Below are 24,600 nucleotides of genomic sequence, written 5' to 3'. Positions count from 1 at the left end.
ATACTGTCCAGCAAAGTAGATTTCATCTATTTGCTGATGAGCTACGCCCTGCTCATTTTTAAAAATCTGGTCGACAGGGCTTAGGTGGGTGTTTTTTGTCTTCATGAGATATATACAAAAATATATGATTTTTATGTTATTTATCTCTTGACATCACACCGCTGGACTTTTTATCTGCTTGTAGACTGTAAGCCCCGGCTTCGGCGTTCAGACGCGCTCAAAATACTCACGGTAACACGGCAAGATGGTTATTTCTGAAACATCTTGAGATAAAAAACATTGATTGAAACTCTGGCGCAGACAGGAAGCACGTGATTTTAGTCGTATGAGGCTTCACAATCTTATGATTTGATGTATAATGAAACTAAAAAGAAGCGATAATCATAACAGCAAAGCGAGGTTTTTATGGAATTTAAATTTGATTTGCATACTCATACGATTGCCAGCGGACATGCATATTCTACCGTACAGGAAATGGCAAAGGCTGCGGCAGATCGAGGACTGGAATTGTTGGGAATTACGGAACATGCCAAGGGAATTGACGGAACCTGTGATGAAATTTATTTTAAAAATATGAAAGTCATTCCAAGAAAAATATATGGAATTGAATTGATGCTTGGAGCCGAAATCAATATTTTAGATGAGCGCGGAACATTGAGTATGGATGAAGAAATGATAGAACGGACATTGGATCTTCGTATTGCCGGAATTCATGATCTTTGCTATGAAGTGGGAACGGTGGCACAAAATACAAATGCTTATGTAAAAGCGATTGAAAATCCTATGATTGATATTATCAGTCATCCTGACGATTCCAGAATCCCGATTGATTACGAAACAATTGTGGATGCGGCAAAAGAACATCATACACTTCTGGAAGTCAATAATAGTTCTTTGGACTGTCTGTCTTCCAGAAGGAATGCATGGGAAAATCTTCAGACGATGTTAAAGTTGTGTAGGGAGAAGCATGTGATGGTCGTCGCGGATACAGATTCTCACTTTGCAGATGCGGTGGGTGTTTTCGACCATGTCAGTGTTCTTCTGGAAGAAATTGGCTTCCCGGAGGAATTGGTGGTGAACCGCTCTGTGGATCTGCTAAAAGAAATCATCGGAAAACATCGAACGATACGAAAGATCGGTAAGCAGGTTTTTGGAAAAGGGACAATATAAAGAGTGAAAGTATAACCAGATGCATCTTTTTCAAAGATGCATCTTATTATTTTTTGTTGAATCAGAAATTTTTCGAAATTTCTGATCCGACAAAAATGCTCCGTAGGATGAGTGCGAAGCGGAGCAAATTTTTCAAAGTTTTATGGATGCGTTGGTTTTTAATAAATAGAAAATATTATCCTTACAGAAAGTGTGCAGCGCATGTGGGTCACACAAAAAAGAATTTCCTGGCACAAATTTGGAGTAACAGCGCTCTGGGGATGCGGGAATGCGGCTGGAGGCATCGACAAAAGATTTCATGGATTTCGGAATTACAAAATCTTCCTGAGGGAGATAATAATAGTTTTTAAAATCCGGATGATAGTGTTTCAATTTCCCTTGATGCTCCATGCAGGAAAAAGATGCGGTGGCTTTATGGATGCTTAAGGCTATTTGATCTGCTTCAAAAATAGCATCCAGTGGCCAAGGAGTATCTAGGGATAAGGAAGCACAAAACTGGTGATTTTCAAAAGAAGCAGATGTTATTTGAAACTCTCCCTGCAGAAGTGATGGATAGCAGAGAAGAGAATAGATTGCTCCAAGCCCGTCAAGGTCCTCCTGATTATGTAAAAGAAGCTGTGTTTTGAAGGTATGATCTCCGGTTTCCAGCCAGGAATGATAGGCTTGAACCAGTTTTTTGCCGGAAAGCATGTCAGTTCGCACAATATGAAGGCAGGCTTCCAGATCTTTCTGGCGAAAATGCCGGCAAGGAAAAAGATGACGAAAAGGCTTTAAAGTTTGATAAAGATCTATGTGAGGCAAAGTTTCAAAGGGGTTGTCCAGCCCGAATTCCTGTGTTTTAAATTTTAAAAAAGGGAGATCAAATGTTTTGCCATGAAAAGAAATCAGAGTATCAGAAGGCGAAAGAAAATTAAGAAAGTCCTGAAGAATCTTTTTTTGAGAAAAACCGTCCTCGTTAAACCACTGAATGATTTTACCGTCTTCACGACAGCAGCCAATGACTGTAATAGCAGAAATATCCGGGTTGAATCCTGTGGTTTCGATGTCATAAAATAAAGGTTGTGTTTTGTTTGGCATATAGGGTCGCTCCTTTCTAGAGATGTGGTTTTATTATAGACTTTTTAGATTTTTTTTTCAATCTCTAGGAATTAGGGGAACATATGTGTTATAATATGGAGAAAAAGAGCAAAGAAAAGACAGAAGGAGTACATATTGTGATTTCATATATCAAGGGAATTCTCACTGAGAAAGAACCGGGAGCAATCGTGCTTGAAAATCAGGGAATCGGATATCAGTTGATGATACCGATGCAAAGCGAAGAGTCATTAAAAATCGGGCAGGAAATGAAAATTTATACACACATGCATGTGAGAGAGGATCACTTGAGTTTGTTTGGTTTTCCAACCAGAGAGGAGCTGGAGGCTTTTGAGCTTCTGATTGGCGTCAATGGAATTGGTCCGAAAGTTGGACTCTCGGTTTTGTCAACGCTCTCTGTTTATGAATTAAAAATGGCGGTGATCAGCGAGGATGTGAAGATGATTTCCAAAGCTCCGGGGCTGGGACCGAAAGGAGCCAAAAAACTGATTTTGGAATTAAAAGATAAATTAAGTTTTGGCGAGATGGATGAGGATTCGGGATTAGAAATTTTTCAGGAAATCTCGGGTGAAAATGATGCAGTAACAATTACCATCGAAGGATTGGTGAGTCTTGGATATTCTAAGAGCGAGGCGGCGCAGGCTGTACGGAAGGTTCAAAACGCAGAAACCATGGAACCGGAAGACTTATTAAAGAAAGCCTTAAAAAATATGATGATATAGGGGAAGGAATATGTTAGATCGTATAATTTCCACAGAATTGGTGGAGGAAGACATTAAAATTGAAAATCATCTGCGACCACAGATGTTGGAAGACTATATCGGACAAGAAAAAGTCAAAGAAAATTTGAAAATTTTTATCGAAGCAGCCAAGAGCAGAGGCGAATCTTTGGATCATGTATTGTTTTATGGGCCTCCGGGGTTGGGAAAAACAACCCTTGCGGGAATTGTTGCCAATGAGATGGGAGTTCATTTAAAAGTAACCAGCGGACCTGCCATTGAAAAACCCGGAGAAATTGCAGCATTACTGAACAATCTTCAGGAAGGAGATGTGCTCTTTATTGATGAGATTCATCGATTGAACCGACAGGTGGAGGAGGTTCTTTATCCAGCGATGGAAGATTATGCCATTGATATTTTAGTAGGGAAAGGACAGGCCGCCAGATCAATTCGTCTGGAACTGCCAAGCTTTACTCTTGTAGGGGCCACAACGAGAGCAGGAATGCTGACTGCACCATTGAGGGACCGCTTTGGAGTGGTAAATCGGTTGGATTTTTACGATAGCCGGGACTTAAAGACCATTATAGAGCGTTCGGCAAAGGTTTTAGAAATTGAAATCAGTTCAGAGGGGGCGCTGGAAATTGCGAGGAGATCCAGAGGAACGCCGCGTCTTGCTAATCGGCTGCTAAAGAGAGTTCGTGATTTTGCTCAGGTAAAGTACGATGGAAGAATCACGTTGGAAACGGCAGAGGATGCCCTGAATCATTTGGAGGTAGATACCATTGGTTTGGATCAGACGGACAGAACATTGCTTCGGACCATGATGGAAACGTTTGAAGGGAAGCCGGTTGGGCTGGATACCTTAGCAGCAGCGGTTGGAGAAGATGCAGGAACCATCGAGGATGTTTATGAACCATATTTAATCCAAAATGGATTGATTGCCAGAACACCAAGAGGAAGAGTTGCAACCCGGTATGCGTATGAGCACTTTAAAATGCCAATGCCGGAAGAAGAATAAGGGAATTTAAGTATGAGAAGACAAATAGAAGTGTTGGCACCGGCAGGTTCTGTGGATTGCCTAAAAGCGGCGGTATCCAATGGCGCTGATGCCATTTATTTAGGCGGAGAACTATATGGAGCCAGAGCGTATGCGGGGAATTTTTCCAGGGAAGAATTATGTGAAGGTATGGATTATGCCCATTTATTTGGGAAAAAAGTATTTTTGACAATAAATACCTTAATGAAAGATTCAGAGCTGGAGAAACTTCCTGAGTTTTTGCTGCCGTTTTATGAACAGGGTTTGGATGCGGTGATCGTACAGGATCTGGGCGCAGTTTCTCTGATTCGTCAAAGGTTTCCGGATTTGGAAATTCATGCAAGTACACAGATGACAATCACCGGAATTTACGGCGCGAGACTGGCAAAAAGAATGGGAATCAAACGCGTTGTCCCGGCAAGAGAATTGTCGTTGAAGGAAATTCAGGCAATTAAGGAGGATACGGGGCTTGATCTGGAATGTTTTGTTCATGGAGCGTTGTGCTATTGTTATTCGGGACAGTGTTTTATGAGCAGTATGCTTGGCGGGAGAAGCGGTAATCGGGGAAGATGTGCGGGAACCTGTCGTTTGCCGTTTTCGTTAGAGGAAGGGAATGGAAAGTCAGATCCGTATCCGTTAAGTTTAAAGGATCTTTGTACCATTGCTTCTTTACCGGAAATTTTGAATCATGGTGTAGATTCTCTGAAAATTGAAGGGCGAATGAAGGGACCGCGATATGTAGGGGAAGTCACAAGGATTTATCGAAAATATGTTGATTTGTATTTAAGCGGGGCTCCTTATCAGGTGGAAAAAGAGGATGAGAAGATTTTGAAAGAATTGTTTCACCGCGGAGGCTTTACAGACGGATATTATCGTCAATATCATGGGAAGCAGATGATGAGTATGAAACGTCCGGATCATCAGGGGCTTTTGGTAGGAAGAATTGAGAAATTAGAAAAAGGAAAAATCAAATTTCATGCCAAAGAAGAAATCTGTAAGGGTGATGTTTTGCAAATTCGGATTTCGGCAGACGAAAAAATTGATTTAACAAGTCCTTCTTCGTGGAAAGAAGGAGATTTGGTCACATTAAATGGGCAAAGAATGAAAAAGCTCCGGAGAGGCATGGAACTTTCTCGAATGTGGAATGCAAAAATGACGGAGCGGATTGATCAAAAATTAAAAGAAAAAATGAAAGAAAATCTTAAGGGAAAAATCATACTTAAGAAGGATCAATGTGTTAAACTTTTTATAAACTCAGGAGAAGATCAGGTATCTGTATTTGGACCTGTAATCGAAGGAGCCAAAAAGCAGGGGGCAGCCGTGGATGAGGTTCAAAGACTGCTTTTGAAAACCGGGGAGACCCACTATCAGTTTGAACAGCTTGATGTTTGTCTGGAGAACGGACTGTTTGTGCCGGGTTCTGTATTAAAGAAAATTCGAAGAGAAGCTTTTGCGGCTATGGATCAAAAAAAGATCATGAAATATCGCAGAGAAGTCAAAGAAACACCGAAGAATGCTTTAAATTTCAACCCGATATGCGACAAAATGCCAGAGAGGGTTCCAATGCTTACCGTTTCCCTGGAAACTTTGGATCTTCTCGGAACGGTTCTGGACGTTTCAGAGATAAAGAAAATTTATTTGTCATGGATGGAGCTGAAAAAGCAGCAGGATCTGCAGTGCTTTTTGAAAAGAGTGAAGGATGCAGGAAGACAGTGCTATGTGGCGCTTCCGCAGATTGCAAGGAAAGGTCAGATGGAAGAGCTTAGGGAGTATAAGGATCTGTTGTTTTCAAATCAGGTAGACGGGTTTCTGGTCCGAAGCATCGAAGAATTTTCATGGCTGGTGGAAGAAGGGTATTCAAAGGAGGTCCTGATTGATTATATGCTGTATGCATACAATCGGAGATCAGCTGCGGAATATCAAAAACTTTTTCGGGGAAGTGTCAGAATGACATACCCGGCGGAACTTCATCGAAAAGAATTGACGCAGTTAGGCCTTCAGGATGGAGATTTGTTTTTCTATGGATTTCAGCCATTGATGGTGTCGGCACAGTGTGTTAAGAATAATTTACGCAGCTGTGATCAAAAAGATGGATGGATGACCTTGAAAGATCGGTATCAAAAGAAGTTTTATGTACACAACCGGTGCTGTGACTGTGTCAATGAGATTTACAATGGAACCCCAATCTGGCTTGGAAAGGAAGAAGATTTTCGCAAAGACCTGAATCCGTTGACGTATCGGTTTCATTTTACCAAAGAGTCTTCCGAAGAAGTACAAAAAATATTACATGCAGCGAAAGCTGTTCAGAAAGGAGAAAGAACCTCTCCGATTTGCGACTTTACAAAAGGTCATTTGACGAGAGGAATCTTATAAGTATAAAAATGATACAGATTATAACAACAGTTGTGAAATATTTAATTTTAATCATGTGTCTGGTGTATACACTTTCATGTTATACAGTGTTTCGACCTAAAAATAAAGAACGACAAAGAGATTTGCTGGATAATCAGGTGATTTATATGTTTATCTTTTTGTTTTTATGCTACGCCGTATTATTTTTAAGGGAATTTGATTTGAAAATTTTGCTGTTTTTTGCGGCGCAAATTGTATTTTTTGAAGTTTTGATGATTTTGTTTCCTAAAATTTATAAAAAATGTTCCAGACTGCTGATCAATAATACCTGTTTTTTGCTGGGAGTTGGTTTTGTGATTTTAACAAGGCTGTCTTTTGATTTAGCTATGAAACAGTTTGCGATTGCAGCAGGAAGCGTGCTTGTGACAAGTATTATACCTCTTATGATGCACAAAATTTCCATCTGGGACAGATTGGGCTGGATCTATGCTGGAGCGGGATTTTTGCTTCTGGCTTCCGTTTTTGTCAAGGGAGTGAACATTAACGGGGCGTATAATTGGGTGAAGTTTGGACCATTGGCATTTCAGCCTTCAGAATTTGTAAAAATTATTTTTGTGTTTTTTGTGGCGGCGCTTTTATGCAGAGCCAAAGAATTTAAAGATTTGGTGAGAATTACAGTCATTGCAGCTTTTTATGTCCTGGTTTTGGTTGTGGAGAAGGATTTGGGGGGCGCGCTGCTGTATTTTATGATCTATTTGATGATGCTTTATGTGGCAACGGCAAAAGCCTCTTATCTGTTTGGTGGTCTGGCATCAGGATCTCTGGCAGCAGTGATCGCAAACCTGATTTTTCCTCACGTGCAGACGAGAGTTGCAGTGTGGAAGGATCCATTTTCTATGATTGAGGGGCGTGGCGCCCAGGTTTGCCAGTCATTGTTTGCAATTGGAACCGGAGGATGGTTTGGTATGGGATTGGGAAGAGGAAGACCTTTTGATATTCCTGTACGGGAATCGGATTTTATTTTTTCTGTGATCAGTGAAGAATTTGGCGTTATTTTTGGAATTTGCCTGATTCTGGTTTTGATTAGCTGCTTTATTTTGTTTATGGATATCTCCACAAGAAGCAGAAAATTATTTAATAAGCTGCTTTGCCTTGGATTCGGCGTTTGTTTTCTGTTTCAGGTTTTCCTAAGCATTGGAGGTGTTACCAAATTTATACCGTCAACGGGTGTCACCATTCCGTTGGTGAGTTATGGAGGTACATCGGTTATTAGTACATTGATTATACTAAATATTATACAGGGACTGTATATGTTAGCAGATAGTGAGGAAGAAGAATATGAGCGTATTAAAGCGGAAGAATCGCAGGGACAGCAAAATCAAGAACTCTATGCAGACCGGACCAAGAGAATCCGGACAAAAAGGGAAACGAAAGGCTAATCGTCAAATCTTGCAAATTACCTATATTTTTGTAGGTCTCTTTCTTGTATTAATTGGATATATTGTTTATTTTGTGGCTGTGAAAAGCAAAGATGTCATTACAGATCCGCATAATTTAAGACTCCAGGAAATGGAGAAATATGTGGTACGCGGAAAAATTATCAGCAGTGATGATAAAGTTCTGGCACAGACCATTACAGAAAATGGCGAGGAGGTCCGGGATTATCCCTATAATCGAATGTTCGCGCATGTGGTTGGATATCATGATAAAGGAAAATCTGGTTTGGAATCGAAATGTAATTTTAATTTGCTGACTTCCAATGCCAATTTATTATCACAGTTCACAAGCAATTTAAAAGGAGAAAAAAGTATCGGAGACAATGCCTATACGACGCTGAATACGAAAGTTCAGGAAGCTGCATATGACGCGTTGCAGGGACAGCAGGGAGCAGTTGTAGCGATGGATCCGGAAAGTGGAAAAGTTTATGCGATGGTATCAAAACCCGATTATCGGCCGGGACTGGTAAAAGAAAACTGGGAGGAATTAAATACCAGTAAGAATTCACTGCTGTTAAATCGGGCAACGCAGGGACTGTATCCTCCGGGATCAACCTTTAAGGTTGTTACGGCATTGGAATATATGAGAGAGCATAAACAGGATTATAAAAAATTTACGTATCACTGTACAGGATATACAACCATTGGAAGTCTTAAAATTCACTGTTATGGGGGAGAAGCTCACGGAACGGTGGATTTGGAAGAAGCCATAGAAAAATCTTGCAACTGTGCGTTTGTTCATATGGCGGAAGAACTGGACAAAGGAGATTTTGAGCAGTTGGCAAAAGATCTTTTGTACGATTCCAAAGTGCCGATCAATCTTTTGGCAAACAAAAGCCGATTTTCTTTTCAGCAGAATTCCGGCATCAATGAATTGGCGCATACGGCAATTGGCCAAGGGAAAACCTTAATTACACCGCTTCAAAATGCCATGGTGATGTCTGCCATTGCCAACGACGGAACAATGATGCAGCCGTATTTGGTGGAAAATATTAAAAACATAGATGGCGGAGTGATTAAAGAAACGAAAGAGGAAGAAATCGGAGAGCCATTAACTGTATCGGAGTGTCAGACATTAAAGAAGATGCTGCGCAAAGTCATTACAAACGGAACAGGAACGCGGGCATACTCTTCGGAATATTATGTATATGGAAAAACAGGTTCTGCCGAATACAACAGCGATAAAGATTCCCACGCGTGGTTTATCGGATGTGCGGAGAAAAACGGGAAGAAAATTGTGGTGAGTGTGTTAGTGGAAGACGGGGACTCCGGCGGAAGAGTCGCAGCGCCGATTGCGGATAAAGTTTTTCATGCGTTCTTTGACTAAAATAGCGCATACCTGTTGAAATCATTCTGCAATCAAGGTATAATATTTTTAGAGAAAGACACACATGGATGGAAGATGTTAAGTTCTTCCCAAGACAGGAGGTTGTGATGACAGAGGCAACGAGCTGTGGTGGTGTCGTAATATTTAGAGGGAAGATTTTGCTGTTGTACAAGAGTTATAAAAATCGTTACGACGGCTGGGTACTTCCGAAGGGTACTGTTGAGGCAGGAGAGAGTTATGAAGAGACTGCGCTGAGGGAAGTGAAAGAGGAGACCGATGCGGATGCATCTATTGTAAAATACGTCGGGAAAAGTGAATACTCTTTCTATTCGTTTCATGAGCAGATCGTAAAAAGTGTTCACTGGTATTTGATGGAGACTGGGAATTATCATTCCACACCTCAGAGAGAAGAGTTTTTTGTGGACTCAGGGTACTACAAATTTCACGAGGCTTACCACTTGTTAAAATTTCCCAACGAGAAGGAAATTCTGAAGGAAGCGTATGAGGAATATAAAAAACTGAAAGCAGCCAATCGTTGGGGAAGCAAGCCAAGATGATAAGAAGGTCGAGAGACCTTCTTTTTTCTTCACAAAAATGAAATTAGAAAAAATTCACATTGAAAGAAAGAAAATTCTTTGATAATATAGATAAGAAAATTTAATTTTACATAAAGAATGTATAAAACGTTTTCTTTCATACTACATTATAACATAAGGTGTTTGAGGTGGATGATGAAACGAATTGCAGCAGGAATTATGATGGTTTGTCTTTTGATTCAAAGCACCGTATGGGGCAGTGAACCAGAACTGATGAAGGTGTCGGCTCCGGCTTTGGATCTGACCGCAAAATCTGCGGTTGTCATGGAGGCAGATACAGGAACCGTTATGTTTGAAAAGGCAAAAGATAAAAAACTTCCTCCGGCCAGTGTTACCAAAATTATGTCTTTGCTTTTAATTTTTCAGGATCTTGATCGTGGAAAATTAAAATTAAAAGAAAAGGTGACGATCAGTGAACATGCGGCTTCGATGGGAGGTTCTCAGGTGTTTTTGGAACCGGGAGAAGAACAGACAGTGGAAACGTTGATAAAATGTGTGGTTGTATCCAGTGCCAACGATGCGGTTGTTGCTCTGGCAGAACATTTGGCGGGAAGCGAAGAAGGCTTTGTAAAACGAATGAATCAGGAAGCAAAGAGGCTGGGGATGAAGCATACAACCTTTCGAAATGCCTGCGGACTGGATGAGGCAGGTCACGAGACCACGGCTTATGATATTGCTCTGATGTCCAGAGAGCTTACAAAAAAGCATCCGAAAATTTTTAAGTACACTAAGATCTGGATGGATACCATTACCCATAAAACTAAAAAGGGAGAAACAGAATTTGGTCTTAGCAACACAAATAAGATGATTCGGCAATACTCAGGATGTACAGGATTAAAAACCGGCAGTACCAGCACTGCAAAGTTTTGTTTGAGTGCCACAGCAACAAGAAACGGTGTTGATTTAATTGCTGTTGTAATGGCCAGTGATGACTCCAAAGCAAGAATAAAGGACGCTACAGCGCTGCTGGACTATGGGTTTGCCAACTGCCAGGTGATTCATCAAGAAATCACATCGAAAGAAATAGGGAAGATTTCTGTAGAAAAGGGAAAAAAGGATACCGTTTTGTATCCGTCCAAAATTTCTACGAAAATCTTAAATATTAAAAATCGCTCTTCTAAAATAACAAAAAAAATTGAAAAATATTCTGTGAAGGCTCCGGTAAAAAAAGGGCAGACCATTGGAATGATTACTTATAAAAGCGGGGGCAAAATCCTGAAAAAGGAAAAAATACCAGCGTCGGAAACTATAGAAAAAATGGATTTCTTGACAAGTTTTCAAAAGATTGCCGCGGAGTATTTTTAAAAACAGTTCGCTAAATTTCTTTTGCCGGGAAAATGATCACATTAAATTTTTATGAGGCGCTCATTATAATAAACTCATGAAGCAAAGAGATGCAAAGTTAAAGGAGGATTATAATGAGCGAATCTTGGTTAAAGCTTGAGAACAAAACAGTCATTGTAACGGGAGGTGCTTCCGGAATCGGAAAAGCGGTTGCACAGGGATTCCTGAAAGTCGGAGCAAATGTTGTCATTTCTGATATGGCGCCGGAGGCTCCTGATTTGGATGCCGCAGAGGGGAAGTTACTTTATGTTAAGACAGATGTAACAAAAGCTGCCGATGTAGAGGCGATGGTGAAAAAAGCCAAAGAAACGTTTGGAACCATTGACATTTTGGTAAACAATGCAGGCATCAACATCCCTCGTCTTCTGGTTGATCCAAAAGATCCAAAAGGACAGTATGAACTGGATGAGGAAGTTTGGGATAAGGTTTGCAATGTAAACTTAAAGGGAGTGTTCTTCTGCGCACAGGCAGTCGGACGTGTTCTGGCAGAAAAAGGCGAGGGTGTAATTATCAATATGTCTTCTGAGAGCGGTTTAGAAGGATCAGAAGGACAGAGTGTTTATGCAGCAACAAAAAATGCTGTAAATTCTTTAACAAGGTCATGGGCGAAGGAATTAGGAAAACAGGGAGTCAGAGTTGTAGGAGTGGCGCCTGGAATTATGGAAGCTACCGGGCTGCGCACAATTGCCTATGAATCAGCGTTGGCTTATACCAGAGGAATAACCATTGATGATTTAAGAGCTGGATATGCAAAAACATCAACAACACCTCTGGGACGATCCGGAAAATTGTCTGAGGTTGCTGATATGTGCGTTTATCTTGCCAGCGAGAGAGCCTCTTATGTCCATGGAGTTACAATTAATGTAGCTGGAGGAAAAACCAGAGGATAATTCAGATAGAGAACTGATAAAAGGGATAACCGATGAAATTTTTTCAAGAAGAAAACAGAATCGCGGCAATTTTAAAAAATATTGAAATGCAGTCTATATGCAGCACTGAAAAACTGGCAGGAAAGTTAAAGGTGTCAACGAAAACTGTTCAAAATGATATCAAAGAGTTAAACCTTCTGTTGGGAGGCTACGCGACGATCAGCAGTCAAAAAGGAGAATGCAAACTAATTGTTTTTGATCAAAAAGGTTTTTTGGAAATACGAAATAGAATTTTCGAGCAGGACGATTTATTTAATTCGGCGCAGACGAGAATGGCATATTTGTTCTGGCAGCTGATGGAGTCAGAAGAACCGTATTTGACCGATGATTTGTCGGAAGAGATGAAAGTCGGGAGGACAACGGCAATCAGTGATATCAATAAGCTTCGGAAGATTATCGGAAAGTATCAGTTAAAAATCAAAGGAAAGGCCAATACGGGATTAAGTCTTGTAGGAGACGAGTTTCATATCCGAATGTTCTTGTTGGAAAACGTTTATGAGCATTTGTATTTAAATTTTCCATTGGGGAAAATTGTACGGGAGAAACTGTATGAGTTTCAAAAAAAGCTTGGCATGGATGCATTGGGATTTAGTTTCTTTTTTCGCTTCTTTGTAGTGATGATTCAGCGGATTGAAAGCGGACACAGGATTACGAAGCTGGAGGAAAAATATCAGGAGCTCTATGAAAATCAGGCATATGAGATTGTGGACGAGTTTTTGACAGAGATTGAAGAGGTCAAGGGATACAAAATTTCAAGAGAAGAGCGTATTTTTCTATGCATTTCCATTGCGGGCATGAGGACTCCTGCAAATACAAAGGAAATTGAGCAGCGGATTGGAGTTTCTGAAGAAGTAGCGGATCTTATCATAGAAATGCTGGAGCGTATTCAAAAAGAATTGGATGTTACAGTAATTGCCAATGAATTATTTGATGATTTCGTTTATCATGTATTTTTTATGATTAACCGTTTGAAATATGGGTTACATATTCATAATGCAATGGCAGAAGACTTTAAAAATCAATATACACTTGCTTTTAAGATGGCTGAAATAGGAAAAGAAGTCATTGAGAAACGGGAGAATGTCAAAATTACAGAAGATGAAATGGGATTTTTGGCCGCATACTTCGGAGTTTTTTTGACAGAACAGGAACCGGAGCGAAAACACTGCAAAATTGCAATTGTATGTGGTTCTGGAAAGATTATCGGAAGGCTGATTCAAAATCAATTAAAAAAGATTTTTGATGTGGAACCAGAGTTTGAATTTTTCTATAACGGAAATTTTGAATCATATAGAAAAAATGACTTTGATTACATTGTAACAACCACAGAATTAAACCTGGATACGAAGACGCCGATCATTTTTATGGAAGAGGTATTTGACAAAGAATATATTCAGAGAAAATTTGAAAATATGAGATATTTATCAGATGCCGGTCGAACAATTCGCAGAGGAATTGATTCACTGTTTCTGAATCTTCTGGATGAGAATCGTTTTTTTGTTTTGGATTCAAAGCTTTCCTATGAAGAGAATGTGGAGGCAATGGCAAAGTCTCTCATTTGTCAGGGAGAGTTGGATGCAGGCTATGCAAAAAGGGTCGCAGAAAGGGAAGAATATTCCACAATGATTTTAGATCAGAATATTGCATTTCCCCATACAAAGAATCTTTTGTCCAAGCTGACACTAGGATTAGGAGTGTTTCCGGAAAAGCTTCGGGATGAAAATTATGAACATGTAAAACTGGTCATTATGTTGGGAATTCCTGAATCTATGGAAAATGATATGGTTTTAGTTCGATTGTACGATGACATTCTGGAAGTTGCCAAAGATCCGAATGTGATTGATCGGATTCGGTATATGAAAAGCTATAGAGAATTATTACTGTATATTACAGAAGAAAACAATATTTTTGATTAAAAGAGGAGGAGAAATATGTCATATTTTATGATCATTGCGGTGGCAATGCTGGCAGCATTTATTTTGCAGTTTTTGATGCAGATGGTCCAGATGAGAAGTTTTAATAAGTATTATACAAGGCTTCGGAAAATGGGAAGAGTTGCCATTGGGAAGGCAAAAGGAGGGTTTCATGCAGGAGCCATTGTGATGTTTGCCATTGATCAGGAAGGTGTGATTATCGAAGGATGCTTTATGCGGGGATTTACCATGTTTGCACGGTTTAAAGAATGGAACTTCTTTCGTGGGAAAAATGTAGGGACCATTGGAAAAGAAGATTGTGAAACAATTGGGGTATCCCTAAGGAGAGCGGTTTTGAATGCTTCCTCTAATTACAATACAATTATGAGCGGGGGCGAAATCTTGGAAAAACCGGGACTCTTAACCAGAATTGGAGATAGAATCTACGGTGTTCACAAGAAAAAAGCCTAGATGAAAGGAGTATTTTATGGATATTATTATTAATGGTGCAAAGGGTTTTATGGGTCTGTTTGACACAGGAGCGGAGACATTTATTGGATGGGTTTCAGGAATTGTTCCGAAAGTATTGCTGCTGTTAATTTTAATGAACACGATCATTGCCTTAATTGGTCAGGAACGTGTCAATAAGTTTGCAAAAGTTTGTTCTGGAAATGTGATTTTAGCATATGGTGTTCTGCCGTTTATTTCAGCTTTTATGTTAGGAAATCCAATGGCATTATCAATGGGAAAATTTTTACCGGAGAGAATGAAACCAAGTTACTATGCTTCAGCATCTTATCACTGCCATACAAACAGCGGAATCTTTTCTCATATTAATCCGGGAGAGATTTTTATTTACTTGGGAATTGCTCAGGGAATTGAAAAACTGGGAATGGATATGACAGAATTGGGACTTCGCTATATGTTGGTTGGTCTTGTTATGAACTTTGTTGCAGGATGGGCAACAGATTTTACAACCAAAATGGTAATGAAGCAGCAGGGAATTGAGTTAAGCAATGAATTGAAATAGGATGGATATCATATAGGAGGAAAAACTATGTCAGAATACAGAGCAATTACAATCAGAAAGGGAAGCGGCGGATTTGGCGGTCCGTTAACTGTAGAACCAAAGGAAGGAAAAGATGTGTTATTATATATAACAGGGGGAGGAGCAGAGCCGGATATTTTACCCAAAATCGTAGAATTAACAGGCTGCCGTCCTGTGAATGGTTTTAAAACAACCGTACCGGAAGAAGAAATTTTCCTTGTAATTATTGACTGCGGAGGAACATTGCGCTGTGGTATTTATCCGCAGAAGAGAATTCCGACCATTAACATTAATCCGGTTGGAAAATCAGGACCGATGGCAAAATATATTACAGAAGACATTTATGTATCCGGTGTCACCAATAATGAAATTGAGCTGGCAGATGGAGCTGAGACTCCGATTCAGGCACAGGAGTCAAATAAAGAAGAAAAAGATTTTAAATACAGTGCGGACAAAAAAGTGTCTGAGACAATGGGAACAAGCGGGAAATCAAGCTTTATTCAGAAAGTTGGTATGGGAGCCGGAAAAGTAGTTGCGACGTTCAATAGTGCAGCGAAAGAATCTGTAAATACTGTACTGCATACAATTTTACCGTTTATGGGATTTGTTTCCTTGTTGATCGGTATCATTCAGGGTTCAGGATTTGGCGATTGGTTTGCAAAATTACTGCAGCCGTTATGCGGAAATATCATCGGACTTGTGATTCTTGGATTTATTTGTTCCATTCCGTTTTTGAGCTGTCTGCTGGGACCCGGTGCGGTAATTGCTCAGATCATCGGTACTTTGATCGGTGTTGAAATAGGAAAAGGAAACATTGAGCCTAGTCTTGCACTTCCTGCGCTGATGGCAATCAACACACAGTGCGCATGTGATTTCGTACCGGTTGGACTTGGTCTTGCGGAGGCAGATCCGGAAACAGTAGAAGTAGGTGTACCGGCAGTTCTTTATTCAAGATTTATTACAGGTGTGCCAAGAGTTCTGGTTGGATATTTAGCAAGTTTTGGGCTTTATGCAAAATAAGAATTAAGATTTTATAGAAGAAAGGAAAGTAGTTATGATGTATCAGGTAACGATTAAAGGAAAAGGAGCTATGGTCGACGCGTTTAAAGAGGAAGGAATCTTCGTTACATTTGGCGATAATGCGCCGGATACACTGAAGGATTTCTGTTATTCCATCGATGTAAATCCAGTTAATGGAGAAGTAAAACCAGGATGTAAGCTTGTCATCGACGGAAAAGAGTTTCAAATCGTAAAGGTTGGAGATGTAGCCAATGAAAATCTAAAAAATTTAGGACATGTTACATATAATTTCGGCGGAGAAGACGCAGAATGTCTTCCGGGAACGATTTGTATGGAAAAAGCCGAACTTCCAGATCTGGAAATCGGAAGTACGATTGCAATTATAGAATAATCTATTTTCCTGCCTGGTAAAATCAAGGAAAAGCGTAAAGAAACCAAAGGAAGAGCCTTCATAGGTTCTTCCTTTGGTTTTTTAGTTGTAATTTGTTTCTGTATTTAGTAAAATAAATAATAACACCATGCTTTGCAGCGGCGAAGCAAACAAGAAGAAGTAATAAGATAGAAAAGGGGCTTTTATGATTCCTTTATGGATATGGATGGCAGCAGGAATTTTGGCAGTGGGACTTGCCGGAATTATAATGCGAAGCATTTATGAAAACAGGAGATTGGTCATTGAAGAATATGAGATTGGTTCAGAAAAGATACCGAAGGCATTTGACGGATACCGCATAGTATTCTTAACGGATCTTCACTGCAGGGAGTTTGGGACTAGGAATCAAAAGCTTTTGGAGTCCATTGCGCAATGCAAGCCGGATGTTGTACTGATTGGCGGCGATATGGTAATCAGCCAAGAAAATGTTTCGGAAGAGATCCCGTTAGAGCTTTTGAAGGAATTGGCGAAGCGATATCCTGTATATTATGCAGATGGAAATCATGAGCTTCGGTTGGCTCGGAATGAAGAGATTTTCGGAGTGCGATATAAGGATTATATTCACAAAATGAAAGAGTACGGCGTGCAGCATATGTCCAATGAGACCATTGTCCTTGCCGCGGATGATGGTTTCATATCATTGACCGCATTTGATCTTGAGAAGAAGTTTTACCACAGATTTCATGTACCGCAGATGACAAGGGAAGAAATTGAAACGGCAGTGGGAAAAAATACAGGAAAAGTTTTTCAGATTCTGCTTGTGCACAATCCAAATTATATGGATGCTTATGCGGATTATGGCAGTGATTTGGTTCTTACGGGACATTTTCATGGGGGGATGGTCAGAATTCCCGGTCTAGGAGGAGTGATCTCTCCGCAGTTTCAGATATTTCCCCAATACGATGCAGGGCAATTTCAAAAGAAGGATACAACGATGATTGTAAGCAGAGGATTGGGAAATCATTCAGTGAAAATTCGTCTGCTGAATCAGCCCGAGATCTCCTGTATTACATTAAAGAAGAAGGAGAGAAAGCATGGCTCTTGATATTAAACTGAATATATTTGAGGGACCACTGGATCTTTTGATGCATCTGATTGAAAAGAATAAAGTTGATATCTATGATATTCCGATTTCCGAAATTACAGAGCAATATTTAGAGTATATTCGAGCAATGGAAAAAGAAGATTTGGATATTATGAGTGATTTTCTTGTGATGGCGGCGACACTTCTGAAAATTAAGGCCAAGATGCTTCTTCCGGCGCCGGAGGAAGAGAAAGAAGAGGGAGATCCAAGAGAGGAACTGGTTCGCAGGCTCATTGAATATAAGGTCTTTAAATATGCTTCCGGAAAACTCAAGGAGAGAGAGCGGGAAGCTATGAAAAGCTTTTTCAGATCATCGGATCTTCCGGATGAGGTTCTGGCATATCGTGAGGAGATAGATCCAATGGAAATCCTTGGCGATGTAACTCTTTCTCAGCTCAGTGAAGTTTTTTCTTTTGTGATGCGCAAACGTCAGGATAAACTGGATCCGATTCGCAGCCAATTCGGGGAAATCAGGCAGGAAGAAATTAAATTAGAAGATAAGATGACGGAAATTGCGAACTATATAAAAGAAAAAAAGTCAGTTAGTTTTCGGATTCTTTTGGAAACGCAAAGGACAAAGGAGTCGGTCATAGTCTCCTTTTTATCAATTCTTGAATTGATGAAAATGGGTCGGGTTCGGGCAATGCAGACCGACATTGGCGAGGATATTTTAATACAGGCACTGGAGTAATGCATATGAAACAAAAACAGGCAATGATTGAAGGGATTTTATTTTCTATGGGCGGAAGTGTCACAAAAAGACAGTTAATGGAAGCTTTAGAAATTGAAGAAGACCTTTTAGTATATTTAATTGATCAATTGAAGCGCGAATACAAAAGAGAAGAAAGAGGTATTCAGCTTTTGGAACTGGACGGCGCATATCAGCTTTGTACAAAGCCGGAGTTTTACGGATCGTTGATTCGGATCGTTAATCATCCGAAGAAACCGAAGCTTACAGACGTGATGCTTGAGACTCTTTCGATTATCGCTTACAAACAACCGGTGACAAAGCAGGAGATTGAAGCGATTCGAGGCGTGAAGTGTGATCATCCGGTAAATAAACTTTTAGAATATCATTTGATTTGTGAAGCAGGGCGGTTAGACGCTGTGGGTCGTCCGATTTTATTTCGCACGACAGAAGATTTTTTACGCTGCTTTGGAGTAGAATCTATCAAAGATCTTCCAGTTGTCGAAGAAAATCAAGTGGAAGATTTTAAAATGGAAGCTCAGGAAGAAATAAAATATGTACTTGACGAGTTTAATACAGCAGAAGAGATGGAGGAATCGTAGTATGGGAAAAATGACAGGAAATGAATTTTTAGTAAAAGCGCTGCAGGAGGAAGGTGTAGAGAAGCTTTTTGGCTATCCGGGGGCCTGCGTCATTGATATTTTTGATGAGATTTACAAGCAGGACCAAGTGGAGCTGGTTCTTCCCAGACACGAACAGGGATTGATTCATGCGGCAGACGGATATGCTCGTTCCACCGGAAAAGTTGGAGTCTGTCTTGCTACCAGCGGTCCCGGTGCAACAAATCTGGTTACCGGAATTGCAACGGCAAATTATGACAGCGTGCCGCTTGTGTGTTTTACAGGGCAGGTTGCAACGAATTTGATTGGCAATGATACATTTCAGGAAGTAGATATTGTAGGAGTTACAAGAAATATTGCTAAATTTGTGATTGTTGTGAGAAAAAGAGAAGATTTAAACCGCCTAATCAAGGAGGCGTTTTATATTGCCAGAACCGGAAAACCGGGACCGGTTCTTTTGGATTTGCCAAAGGATGTTATGGCGGAGCTTGGAAGTGATGAATATCCGGAAGAAGTTAACATTCGAGGATATAAACCAAATACAAAAGTACATCATGGGCAGATTTTGCGTGCAATGAACATGATGTATGAGGCAAAAAAGCCCTTATTCTTAATTGGCGGAGGCGCTAAGATTTCCGGGGCTTTTGAAGAAATGACGAAATTAATGGAAACTGTTCAAATTCCGGTGGTTACAACGATTATGGGCAGGGGGATTGTGCCGACAAATCATCCGCTATATTTTGGAAATATTGGGATGCATGGAAATTACGCCGCAAATGAGGCAGTAAACAGCAGTGATCTGCTGATTTCCATCGGTACGAGATTTAATGATCGAATTACCGGAAAATTGGGAACTTTTGCGGCAAAGGCAAAAATTATTCATATTGATATTGATACTGCGGCAATTTCTAAAAATGTCAATGTGGATGTTCCGCTGGTGGGCGATGCAAAGGAAGCCATTTCTTTGATGCTTTCTTTGGCAGAAAATGAAGGGCGATGCAGGACTCAAGACTGGTTGGAGCTGCTGAACCGGTGGCATGAAGAAAAACCTATTATAATGGAAGAAAAGGATAAATTGGTGCCGAAACAAATTATTGATGCTATCAATGATTTTTATGATGAACCGATTGTTACTACAGATGTCGGTCAAAATCAGATGTGGACCACACAATTTCTGGAGCTTTACGGGAAACGCCAAATGCTGACCTCCGGAGGGCTGGGAACGATGGGATATGGATTTCCGGCAGCAATCGGAGCGGCAATTGGGAACCCGAATCGTGATGTCATCTGTGTGGCAGGAGATGGGGGATTTCAAATGAACTCTCAGGAAATTGCCACAGCAGTGATACAGGAGCTGCCGATTACCGTGTGTATTTTAAACAATGGTTATCTGGGAATGGTAAGACAATGGCAGGATCTGTTCTATGACAAAAAATATGCGGGAACCTGTTTGCGTAGAAGAAAAAGCTGTGAGCATCATTGTGATGGAGATTTTTCAAAATGTCCGCCATATACACCGGATTTTGTAAAATTAGCAGAGAGCTATGGAGCACAGGGAATTCGTGTTTTCAAAAAAGAAGAGATTTTTTCAGCTTTTGAGAAAGCGAGAAGGAAGAAGGATGGACCAACCATCATTGAATTTGTGATTGAAGACGAAGAACTTGTGATGCCAATGGTAAAACCAAATGGATCAATAACAGATTTGATTTTGGAACGATAGGAGGAGAGAGACATGGAAAATCATATGGAAAGAAGATGGCTGTCTTTGTTTGTGGAAAATCGTGCGGGGGTTCTTGCCAGAATTTCCGGATTGTTTTCGGGAAAAGCCTATAATATACATAGTCTTACCGTGGGTGAGACAGAAGATCCGACGATGTCTCGTATGACAATCTGTATTGATGCGGATGAAAAAACTTTTGAGCAGGTAAAGAAGCAATTAAACCGAAGTGTGGAAGTCATAAAAGTGATTGATTATACGGATACCTCGATCCGCACAAAAGAGATTATGTTTATAAAGGTAAAAAGTCTCAATGAAAAACAAATGGCGGAGATTTTTCAAATGGCGGAGGTTTTTCGCTTTTTAATTAAAGATATGGGAAAAGACAGTCTTTTAATAGAAGCAATCCGTACAGAGACAAAGAATGATTCTATTTTAAAGGTGTTCAAGGAACGATATACTAACATTGAGGTTGTCCGCGGCGGACCGGTGGCAATCGACTGCATTAGCATGCAGGATCGCTGAGGATTGTTTCGATACAGTTTTAAATTTCAGGAAGAAAAAAATTGGGAATGATTTTTTTCTTCCTTTTTTAATATGCAGGAAGATTCTTACGATTCCCTATAGTTCGATAAAGGGAAAGAATGCCTTCCGTAGAAGGCAGAACAGCCTTCAAATAATATATATGGAGAATATAAATATACTTATTTTATAAAAATTGTTATTTTTTTCACGAAAATATCTTCGGTTTTTTTAAAAAAATGCCGAAAAGTTATCAATTCTGTTTTCTGCGGTTATGAATACAAAGACATTGTGTTAAAAAAAATACAATTTGAGCGATGTATTGTATACACTAAAAAACTACGTATTTATGCGGGTTGTGGCGTTTTAAAAAAAACAAGGATCTTCTTTTTGGAAATTATGAATTGAAAAAAAGAAAAGATTGTGATACTATTAACATATCGGCGGATAAAGAGAACCGATGACTAAAAATTTAGAATAATATGGAGGAAAATTGATATGGCAAAGAAAGTAGTTATTGCAGGTGCATGCCGTACAGCGATCGGAAAAATGGGCGGAGGATTAAGCACAACTCCGGCAGCAGATTTAGGGTCCATTGTAATTAAAGAAGCACTGAACAGAGCAGGAGTTCCGGCAGATCAGGTTGACCATGTATATATGGGTTGTGTTATTCAGGCTGGCTTAGGACAGAACGTAGCTCGTCAGGCTTCCATTAATGCAGGACTTCCAATTGAAGTTCCGGCAGTAACAGTAAACGTTGTATGTGGTTCCGGTCTTAATTGTGTTAACATGGCTGCACAGATGATTCAGGCAGGCGATGCTGACATCGTAGTTGCAGGTGGTATGGAAAACATGTCAATGGCTCCATTTGCATTACCAAACGCACGTTTCGGATATCGTATGAATAACGGAACATTGGTAGATACCATGGTAAATGATGCATTAACAGATGCATTCAATCATTACCATATGATGATTACAGCAGAGAACGTTGCTGAGCAGTGGAATCTGACTCGTGAAGAATTAGATGAATTTGCAGCAAGATCTCAGCAAAAAGCAGTTGCAGCTCAGGAAGCTGGAACATTTAAAGAAGAAATCGTTCCTGTAGAAGTAAAACAGAGAAAGAAAACAGTAGTCGTTGATACAGATGAGGGACCAAGAGCCGGAACAACAGCAGAGTCTTTGGCCGGATTAAGATGCTGCTCAGGAAAAGAAGGCGGAGTTGTAACAGCAGGAAATGCTTCTGGAATCAATGATGGTGCAGCGGCAGTTGTTGTTATGAGCGAAGAGAAAGCAAAAGAATTAGGAGTGACACCGATGGCTTCTTATGTTACAGGAGCTCTTGGAGGAGTTGATCCTAAGATCATGGGAGTCGGACCTGTTGCCTCTACAACAAAAGCATTAGCAAAAGCAAATCTTACAATCGATGACATGGATTTAATTGAAGCTAACGAAGCTTTCGCAGCACAGTCTGTAGCAGTGGCAAGAGATTTGAAATTCGATATGGATAAAGTCAATGTAAACGGCGGAGCTATTGCTCTGGGACATCCGGTAGGTGCTTCAGGATGCCGAATCCTTGTTACGTTGCTCCATGAGATGCAGAGAAGAGACGCGAAGAAAGGTCTTGCAACTCTTTGCATCGGTGGTGGAATGGGCTGCACAACAATTGTTGAGAGAGACTAGGAAACGGAGTATTTTTGTGAAAGGAGAATTCTTTTATGGAATTCATTACATATGAACAGGATGGTTTTGTAGGTGTTGTTACAATCAATCGTCCCAAAGCTTTAAACGCATTAAACAGTGACGTATTGAAAGAAATTGAAGCGGCATTTGACGCGATTGATTTAAATGAGACAAGAGCTGTTGTATTGACAGGAGCCGGAGATAAATCCTTTGTTGCAGGTGCTGATATCGGAGAAATGAGCACATTGACAAAAGAAGAAGGAGAAGCTTTCGGTAAAGTTGGAAACGATGTATTCCGTAAGATTGAAACATTCCCTATTCCTGTTATTGCAGCAATCAACGGATTTGCTTTGGGCGGAGGATGTGAAATCTCCATGAGCTGTGACATTAGACTTTGCTCAGAAAATGCGATTTTCGGACAGCCGGAGGTTGGTCTGGGAATTACTCCTGGATTCGGAGGAACACAGAGACTTGCACGTATTGTCGGTGTGGGAAAAGCAAAAGAGATGATCTATACAGCTTTTAATATTAAGGCAGAGGAAGCTTTGAGAATCGGTCTTGTCAATGCGGTTTATCCTCAGGACGAACTGCTTGCGGCAGCAAAGAAGATGGCGGCAAAAATTGCGTCAAATGCACCGATTGCAGTTCGTGCATCAAAGAAGGCGATCAACGATGGTCTTCAGGTTGATATGGACCAGGCTATTGTAATTGAAGAAAAAGCGTTTGGAAGCTGCTTTGAGACAGAAGATCAGAGAGCGGGAATGGGAAACTTCCTTGAAAAAGATAAAGCGAAGAAACTGAAAGTAGTTCCGTTCCAAAACAAATAAGAGTCAGTCATTGATTTCCTGTATGCAGGAACTTCTGCATACAGGGTTACATTATTAATATTTTATCAGGAGGAAATATCATGAAAGTTGGAGTTATCGGCGCTGGAACAATGGGCAGCGGAATTGCACAGGCATTTGCTCAAACAGAAGGATTTGAAGTATGTCTTTGCGACATTAATGAAGAATTTGCAGCAAATGGAAAAGCAAAAATTGCAAAAGGCCTTGAAAAACGTGTTGCAAGAGGAAAGATGGAGCAGGCGGCTGCAGATGCAATTCTTTCTAAGATCACAACAGGTGTGAAAGATATTTGTACAGATTGCGACCTGATCATTGAGGCAGCAATCGAAAATATGGAAATTAAAAAACAGACATTTAAAGAATTGCAGGAAATCTGTAAAGCAGATGCTATTTTTGCAACCAATACTTCTTCTCTGTCAATTACAGAAATCGGTGCAGGACTGGATCGTCCGATGATTGGTATGCATTTCTTCAATCCGGCTCCGGTTATGAAGCTTGTGGAAGTTATTGCAGGAATCAATACACCAAAAGAAACGGTTGAAAAGATCAAAGAAATCTCTGAAGCAATCGGTAAAGTGCCGGTACAGGTAGAGGAAGGCGCAGGATTTGTAGTAAACAGAGTCTTAATTCCGATGATTAATGAGGCTGTTGGAATTTATGCAGATGGAGTTGCATCTGTAGAAGGTATTGATACAGCTATGAAATTAGGTGCAAATCATCCGATGGGACCATTAGCTCTGGGAGACCTGATTGGTTTGGATGTATGTCTTGCAATTATGGAAGTTCTTTACAATGAATTTGGAGATACAAAATATCGTCCGCATCCATTATTAAGAAAAATGGTTCGTGGCGGATTATTAGGTCAGAAGACTGGTAAAGGATTCTACGATTACAGCAAATAAGAAAAGAGCTTTTCTTCTGTATTCGCGGAATGGTGAGCTGCGGATACAGAAGATCACTTTATAG

At 40.2% G+C, this 24,600-nt stretch carries 23 protein-coding genes; 22 read left to right on the top strand and 1 reads right to left on the bottom strand.

From position 1 onward, the window contains the following. Positions 1-405: 405 nt before the first annotated feature. Positions 406-1,170, top strand: coding sequence for a phosphatase (locus AC27EF_RS07405; protein ID WP_487110013.1), 765 nt, complete (start codon positions 406-408; stop codon positions 1,168-1,170). Positions 1,171-1,302: 132 nt separating this feature from the next. On the opposite strand, the gene AC27EF_RS07400 is transcribed toward AC27EF_RS07405, so the two are convergent. Next, positions 1,303-2,247 carry a ribonuclease H-like domain-containing protein gene (locus AC27EF_RS07400; protein WP_487110011.1) on the bottom strand — a complete coding sequence of 315 codons (945 nt, stop codon included), beginning with the start codon at positions 2,245-2,247 and terminating at the stop codon, positions 1,303-1,305. An 83-nt stretch (positions 2,248-2,330) separates the two neighbouring features. On the opposite strand from AC27EF_RS07400, the gene ruvA reads away from it, so the two are divergent. From ruvA to AC27EF_RS07295, 21 genes are all read left to right on the top strand, one after another. Further along, positions 2,331-2,987, top strand: a complete 657-nt coding sequence (gene ruvA / locus AC27EF_RS07395) for a Holliday junction branch migration protein RuvA (protein WP_487110009.1) — start codon at positions 2,331-2,333, stop codon at positions 2,985-2,987. Between the two features lie 10 nt (positions 2,988-2,997). Continuing rightward, positions 2,998-4,002 carry a Holliday junction branch migration DNA helicase RuvB gene (gene ruvB / locus AC27EF_RS07390; RefSeq protein WP_487110007.1) on the top strand — a complete coding sequence of 335 codons (1,005 nt, stop codon included), beginning with the start codon at positions 2,998-3,000 and terminating at the stop codon, positions 4,000-4,002. Positions 4,003-4,014: 12 nt separating this feature from the next. Further along, a complete protein-coding gene (locus tag AC27EF_RS07385; protein ID WP_487110005.1) occupies positions 4,015-6,393 on the top strand; it encodes a U32 family peptidase in 2,379 nt (792 codons plus the stop codon). An 8-nt stretch (positions 6,394-6,401) separates the two neighbouring features. After that, positions 6,402-7,811 carry an FtsW/RodA/SpoVE family cell cycle protein gene (locus AC27EF_RS07380; protein ID WP_487110003.1) on the top strand — a complete coding sequence of 470 codons (1,410 nt, stop codon included), beginning with the start codon at positions 6,402-6,404 and terminating at the stop codon, positions 7,809-7,811. Continuing rightward, a complete protein-coding gene (locus AC27EF_RS07375; protein ID WP_487110001.1) occupies positions 7,711-9,195 on the top strand; it encodes a peptidoglycan D,D-transpeptidase FtsI family protein in 1,485 nt (494 codons plus the stop codon). The genes AC27EF_RS07380 and AC27EF_RS07375 overlap by 101 nt, the downstream gene beginning before the upstream one ends. Positions 9,196-9,302: 107 nt before the next feature. Further along, positions 9,303-9,752 carry an NUDIX hydrolase gene (locus AC27EF_RS07370; protein WP_487109999.1) on the top strand — a complete coding sequence of 150 codons (450 nt, stop codon included), beginning with the start codon at positions 9,303-9,305 and terminating at the stop codon, positions 9,750-9,752. A 174-nt stretch (positions 9,753-9,926) separates the two neighbouring features. Next, positions 9,927-11,096 carry a serine hydrolase gene (locus AC27EF_RS07365; RefSeq protein ID WP_487110023.1) on the top strand — a complete coding sequence of 390 codons (1,170 nt, stop codon included), beginning with the start codon at positions 9,927-9,929 and terminating at the stop codon, positions 11,094-11,096. A 113-nt stretch (positions 11,097-11,209) separates the two neighbouring features. Next, positions 11,210-12,025: an SDR family oxidoreductase gene (locus AC27EF_RS07360; RefSeq protein ID WP_487109997.1), complete on the top strand. Its 816-nt coding sequence runs from the start codon at positions 11,210-11,212 to the stop codon at positions 12,023-12,025. A gap of 32 nt (positions 12,026-12,057) precedes the next feature. Then, a complete protein-coding gene (locus tag AC27EF_RS07355; RefSeq protein ID WP_487109995.1) occupies positions 12,058-13,980 on the top strand; it encodes a BglG family transcription antiterminator in 1,923 nt (640 codons plus the stop codon). Positions 13,981-13,995: 15 nt separating this feature from the next. Beyond that, complete coding sequence (locus AC27EF_RS07350) at positions 13,996-14,448, top strand: transcriptional regulator GutM (protein ID WP_487109993.1); 453 nt, start codon at positions 13,996-13,998, stop codon at positions 14,446-14,448. A gap of 16 nt (positions 14,449-14,464) precedes the next feature. Continuing rightward, positions 14,465-15,007 (top strand): PTS glucitol/sorbitol transporter subunit IIC, encoded by a 543-nt coding sequence (gene srlA / locus AC27EF_RS07345; protein WP_487109991.1) that lies wholly within the window; start codon positions 14,465-14,467, stop codon positions 15,005-15,007. 27 nt (positions 15,008-15,034) lie between these two features. Next, on the top strand, positions 15,035-16,045 hold the full coding sequence (gene srlE, locus AC27EF_RS07340; protein WP_487109989.1) for a PTS glucitol/sorbitol transporter subunit IIB: 1,011 nt from the start codon (positions 15,035-15,037) through the stop codon (positions 16,043-16,045). Between the two features lie 37 nt (positions 16,046-16,082). Next, a complete protein-coding gene (locus AC27EF_RS07335) occupies positions 16,083-16,436 on the top strand; it encodes a PTS glucitol/sorbitol transporter subunit IIA (RefSeq protein ID WP_487110021.1) in 354 nt (117 codons plus the stop codon). A 184-nt stretch (positions 16,437-16,620) separates the two neighbouring features. Then, entirely contained in the window at positions 16,621-17,520 is a 900-nt protein-coding gene (locus tag AC27EF_RS07330; protein ID WP_487109987.1) for a metallophosphoesterase, read from the top strand. Continuing rightward, positions 17,510-18,250, top strand: a complete 741-nt coding sequence (locus AC27EF_RS07325) for a segregation and condensation protein A (protein WP_487109985.1) — start codon at positions 17,510-17,512, stop codon at positions 18,248-18,250. Before AC27EF_RS07330 ends, AC27EF_RS07325 begins: the two co-directional genes overlap by 11 nt. 5 nt (positions 18,251-18,255) lie before the next feature. Then, a complete protein-coding gene (gene scpB / locus AC27EF_RS07320; protein ID WP_487109983.1) occupies positions 18,256-18,849 on the top strand; it encodes an SMC-Scp complex subunit ScpB in 594 nt (197 codons plus the stop codon). Position 18,850: 1 nt separating this feature from the next. Further along, the gene (ilvB, locus tag AC27EF_RS07315) at positions 18,851-20,587 is read left to right on the top strand and encodes a biosynthetic-type acetolactate synthase large subunit (protein ID WP_487109981.1); all 1,737 of its coding nucleotides are present in this window, start codon (positions 18,851-18,853) and stop codon (positions 20,585-20,587) included. A 12-nt stretch (positions 20,588-20,599) separates the two neighbouring features. Continuing rightward, positions 20,600-21,109, top strand: a complete 510-nt coding sequence (gene ilvN, locus AC27EF_RS07310; protein WP_487109979.1) for an acetolactate synthase small subunit — start codon at positions 20,600-20,602, stop codon at positions 21,107-21,109. A gap of 495 nt (positions 21,110-21,604) precedes the next feature. Then, positions 21,605-22,789 (top strand): acetyl-CoA C-acetyltransferase, encoded by a 1,185-nt coding sequence (locus AC27EF_RS07305; RefSeq protein WP_487109978.1) that lies wholly within the window; start codon positions 21,605-21,607, stop codon positions 22,787-22,789. Between the two features lie 35 nt (positions 22,790-22,824). Further along, positions 22,825-23,616: an enoyl-CoA hydratase-related protein gene (locus AC27EF_RS07300; protein WP_487109977.1), complete on the top strand. Its 792-nt coding sequence runs from the start codon at positions 22,825-22,827 to the stop codon at positions 23,614-23,616. An 80-nt stretch (positions 23,617-23,696) separates the two neighbouring features. After that, on the top strand, positions 23,697-24,536 hold the full coding sequence (locus tag AC27EF_RS07295) for a 3-hydroxybutyryl-CoA dehydrogenase (protein ID WP_487109975.1): 840 nt from the start codon (positions 23,697-23,699) through the stop codon (positions 24,534-24,536). Positions 24,537-24,600 lie beyond the last annotated feature (64 nt).

It is taken from the genome of Anaerostipes stercorihominis (genome assembly GCF_057535655.1).
The sequence above is the reverse complement of the archived record's forward strand: the minus strand, read 5'-3'. Positions and strand labels throughout refer to the sequence as shown.

Coding starts and splice junctions, on each gene's coding strand:
- srlA (WP_487109991.1), top strand. CDS start 14,465: ATGGATATTATTATTAATGGTGCAAAGGGTTTTATGGGTCTGTTTGAC.
- scpB (WP_487109983.1), top strand. CDS start 18,256: ATGAAACAAAAACAGGCAATGATTGAAGGGATTTTATTTTCTATGGGC.
- AC27EF_RS07300 (WP_487109977.1), top strand. CDS start 22,825: ATGGAATTCATTACATATGAACAGGATGGTTTTGTAGGTGTTGTTACA.
- AC27EF_RS07375 (WP_487110001.1), top strand. CDS start 7,711: ATGAGCGTATTAAAGCGGAAGAATCGCAGGGACAGCAAAATCAAGAAC.
- AC27EF_RS07380 (WP_487110003.1), top strand. CDS start 6,402: ATGATACAGATTATAACAACAGTTGTGAAATATTTAATTTTAATCATG.
- AC27EF_RS07400 (WP_487110011.1), bottom strand. CDS start 2,247: ATGCCAAACAAAACACAACCTTTATTTTATGACATCGAAACCACAGGA.
- srlE (WP_487109989.1), top strand. CDS start 15,035: ATGTCAGAATACAGAGCAATTACAATCAGAAAGGGAAGCGGCGGATTT.
- AC27EF_RS07385 (WP_487110005.1), top strand. CDS start 4,015: ATGAGAAGACAAATAGAAGTGTTGGCACCGGCAGGTTCTGTGGATTGC.
- AC27EF_RS07355 (WP_487109995.1), top strand. CDS start 12,058: ATGAAATTTTTTCAAGAAGAAAACAGAATCGCGGCAATTTTAAAAAAT.
- AC27EF_RS07370 (WP_487109999.1), top strand. CDS start 9,303: ATGACAGAGGCAACGAGCTGTGGTGGTGTCGTAATATTTAGAGGGAAG.
- AC27EF_RS07350 (WP_487109993.1), top strand. CDS start 13,996: ATGTCATATTTTATGATCATTGCGGTGGCAATGCTGGCAGCATTTATT.
- ruvA (WP_487110009.1), top strand. CDS start 2,331: ATGTGTTATAATATGGAGAAAAAGAGCAAAGAAAAGACAGAAGGAGTA.
- AC27EF_RS07330 (WP_487109987.1), top strand. CDS start 16,621: ATGATTCCTTTATGGATATGGATGGCAGCAGGAATTTTGGCAGTGGGA.
- AC27EF_RS07325 (WP_487109985.1), top strand. CDS start 17,510: ATGGCTCTTGATATTAAACTGAATATATTTGAGGGACCACTGGATCTT.
- AC27EF_RS07360 (WP_487109997.1), top strand. CDS start 11,210: ATGAGCGAATCTTGGTTAAAGCTTGAGAACAAAACAGTCATTGTAACG.
- AC27EF_RS07405 (WP_487110013.1), top strand. CDS start 406: ATGGAATTTAAATTTGATTTGCATACTCATACGATTGCCAGCGGACAT.
- AC27EF_RS07305 (WP_487109978.1), top strand. CDS start 21,605: ATGGCAAAGAAAGTAGTTATTGCAGGTGCATGCCGTACAGCGATCGGA.
- AC27EF_RS07295 (WP_487109975.1), top strand. CDS start 23,697: ATGAAAGTTGGAGTTATCGGCGCTGGAACAATGGGCAGCGGAATTGCA.
- ruvB (WP_487110007.1), top strand. CDS start 2,998: ATGTTAGATCGTATAATTTCCACAGAATTGGTGGAGGAAGACATTAAA.
- AC27EF_RS07365 (WP_487110023.1), top strand. CDS start 9,927: ATGAAACGAATTGCAGCAGGAATTATGATGGTTTGTCTTTTGATTCAA.
- ilvN (WP_487109979.1), top strand. CDS start 20,600: ATGGAAAATCATATGGAAAGAAGATGGCTGTCTTTGTTTGTGGAAAAT.
- AC27EF_RS07335 (WP_487110021.1), top strand. CDS start 16,083: ATGTATCAGGTAACGATTAAAGGAAAAGGAGCTATGGTCGACGCGTTT.
- ilvB (WP_487109981.1), top strand. CDS start 18,851: ATGGGAAAAATGACAGGAAATGAATTTTTAGTAAAAGCGCTGCAGGAG.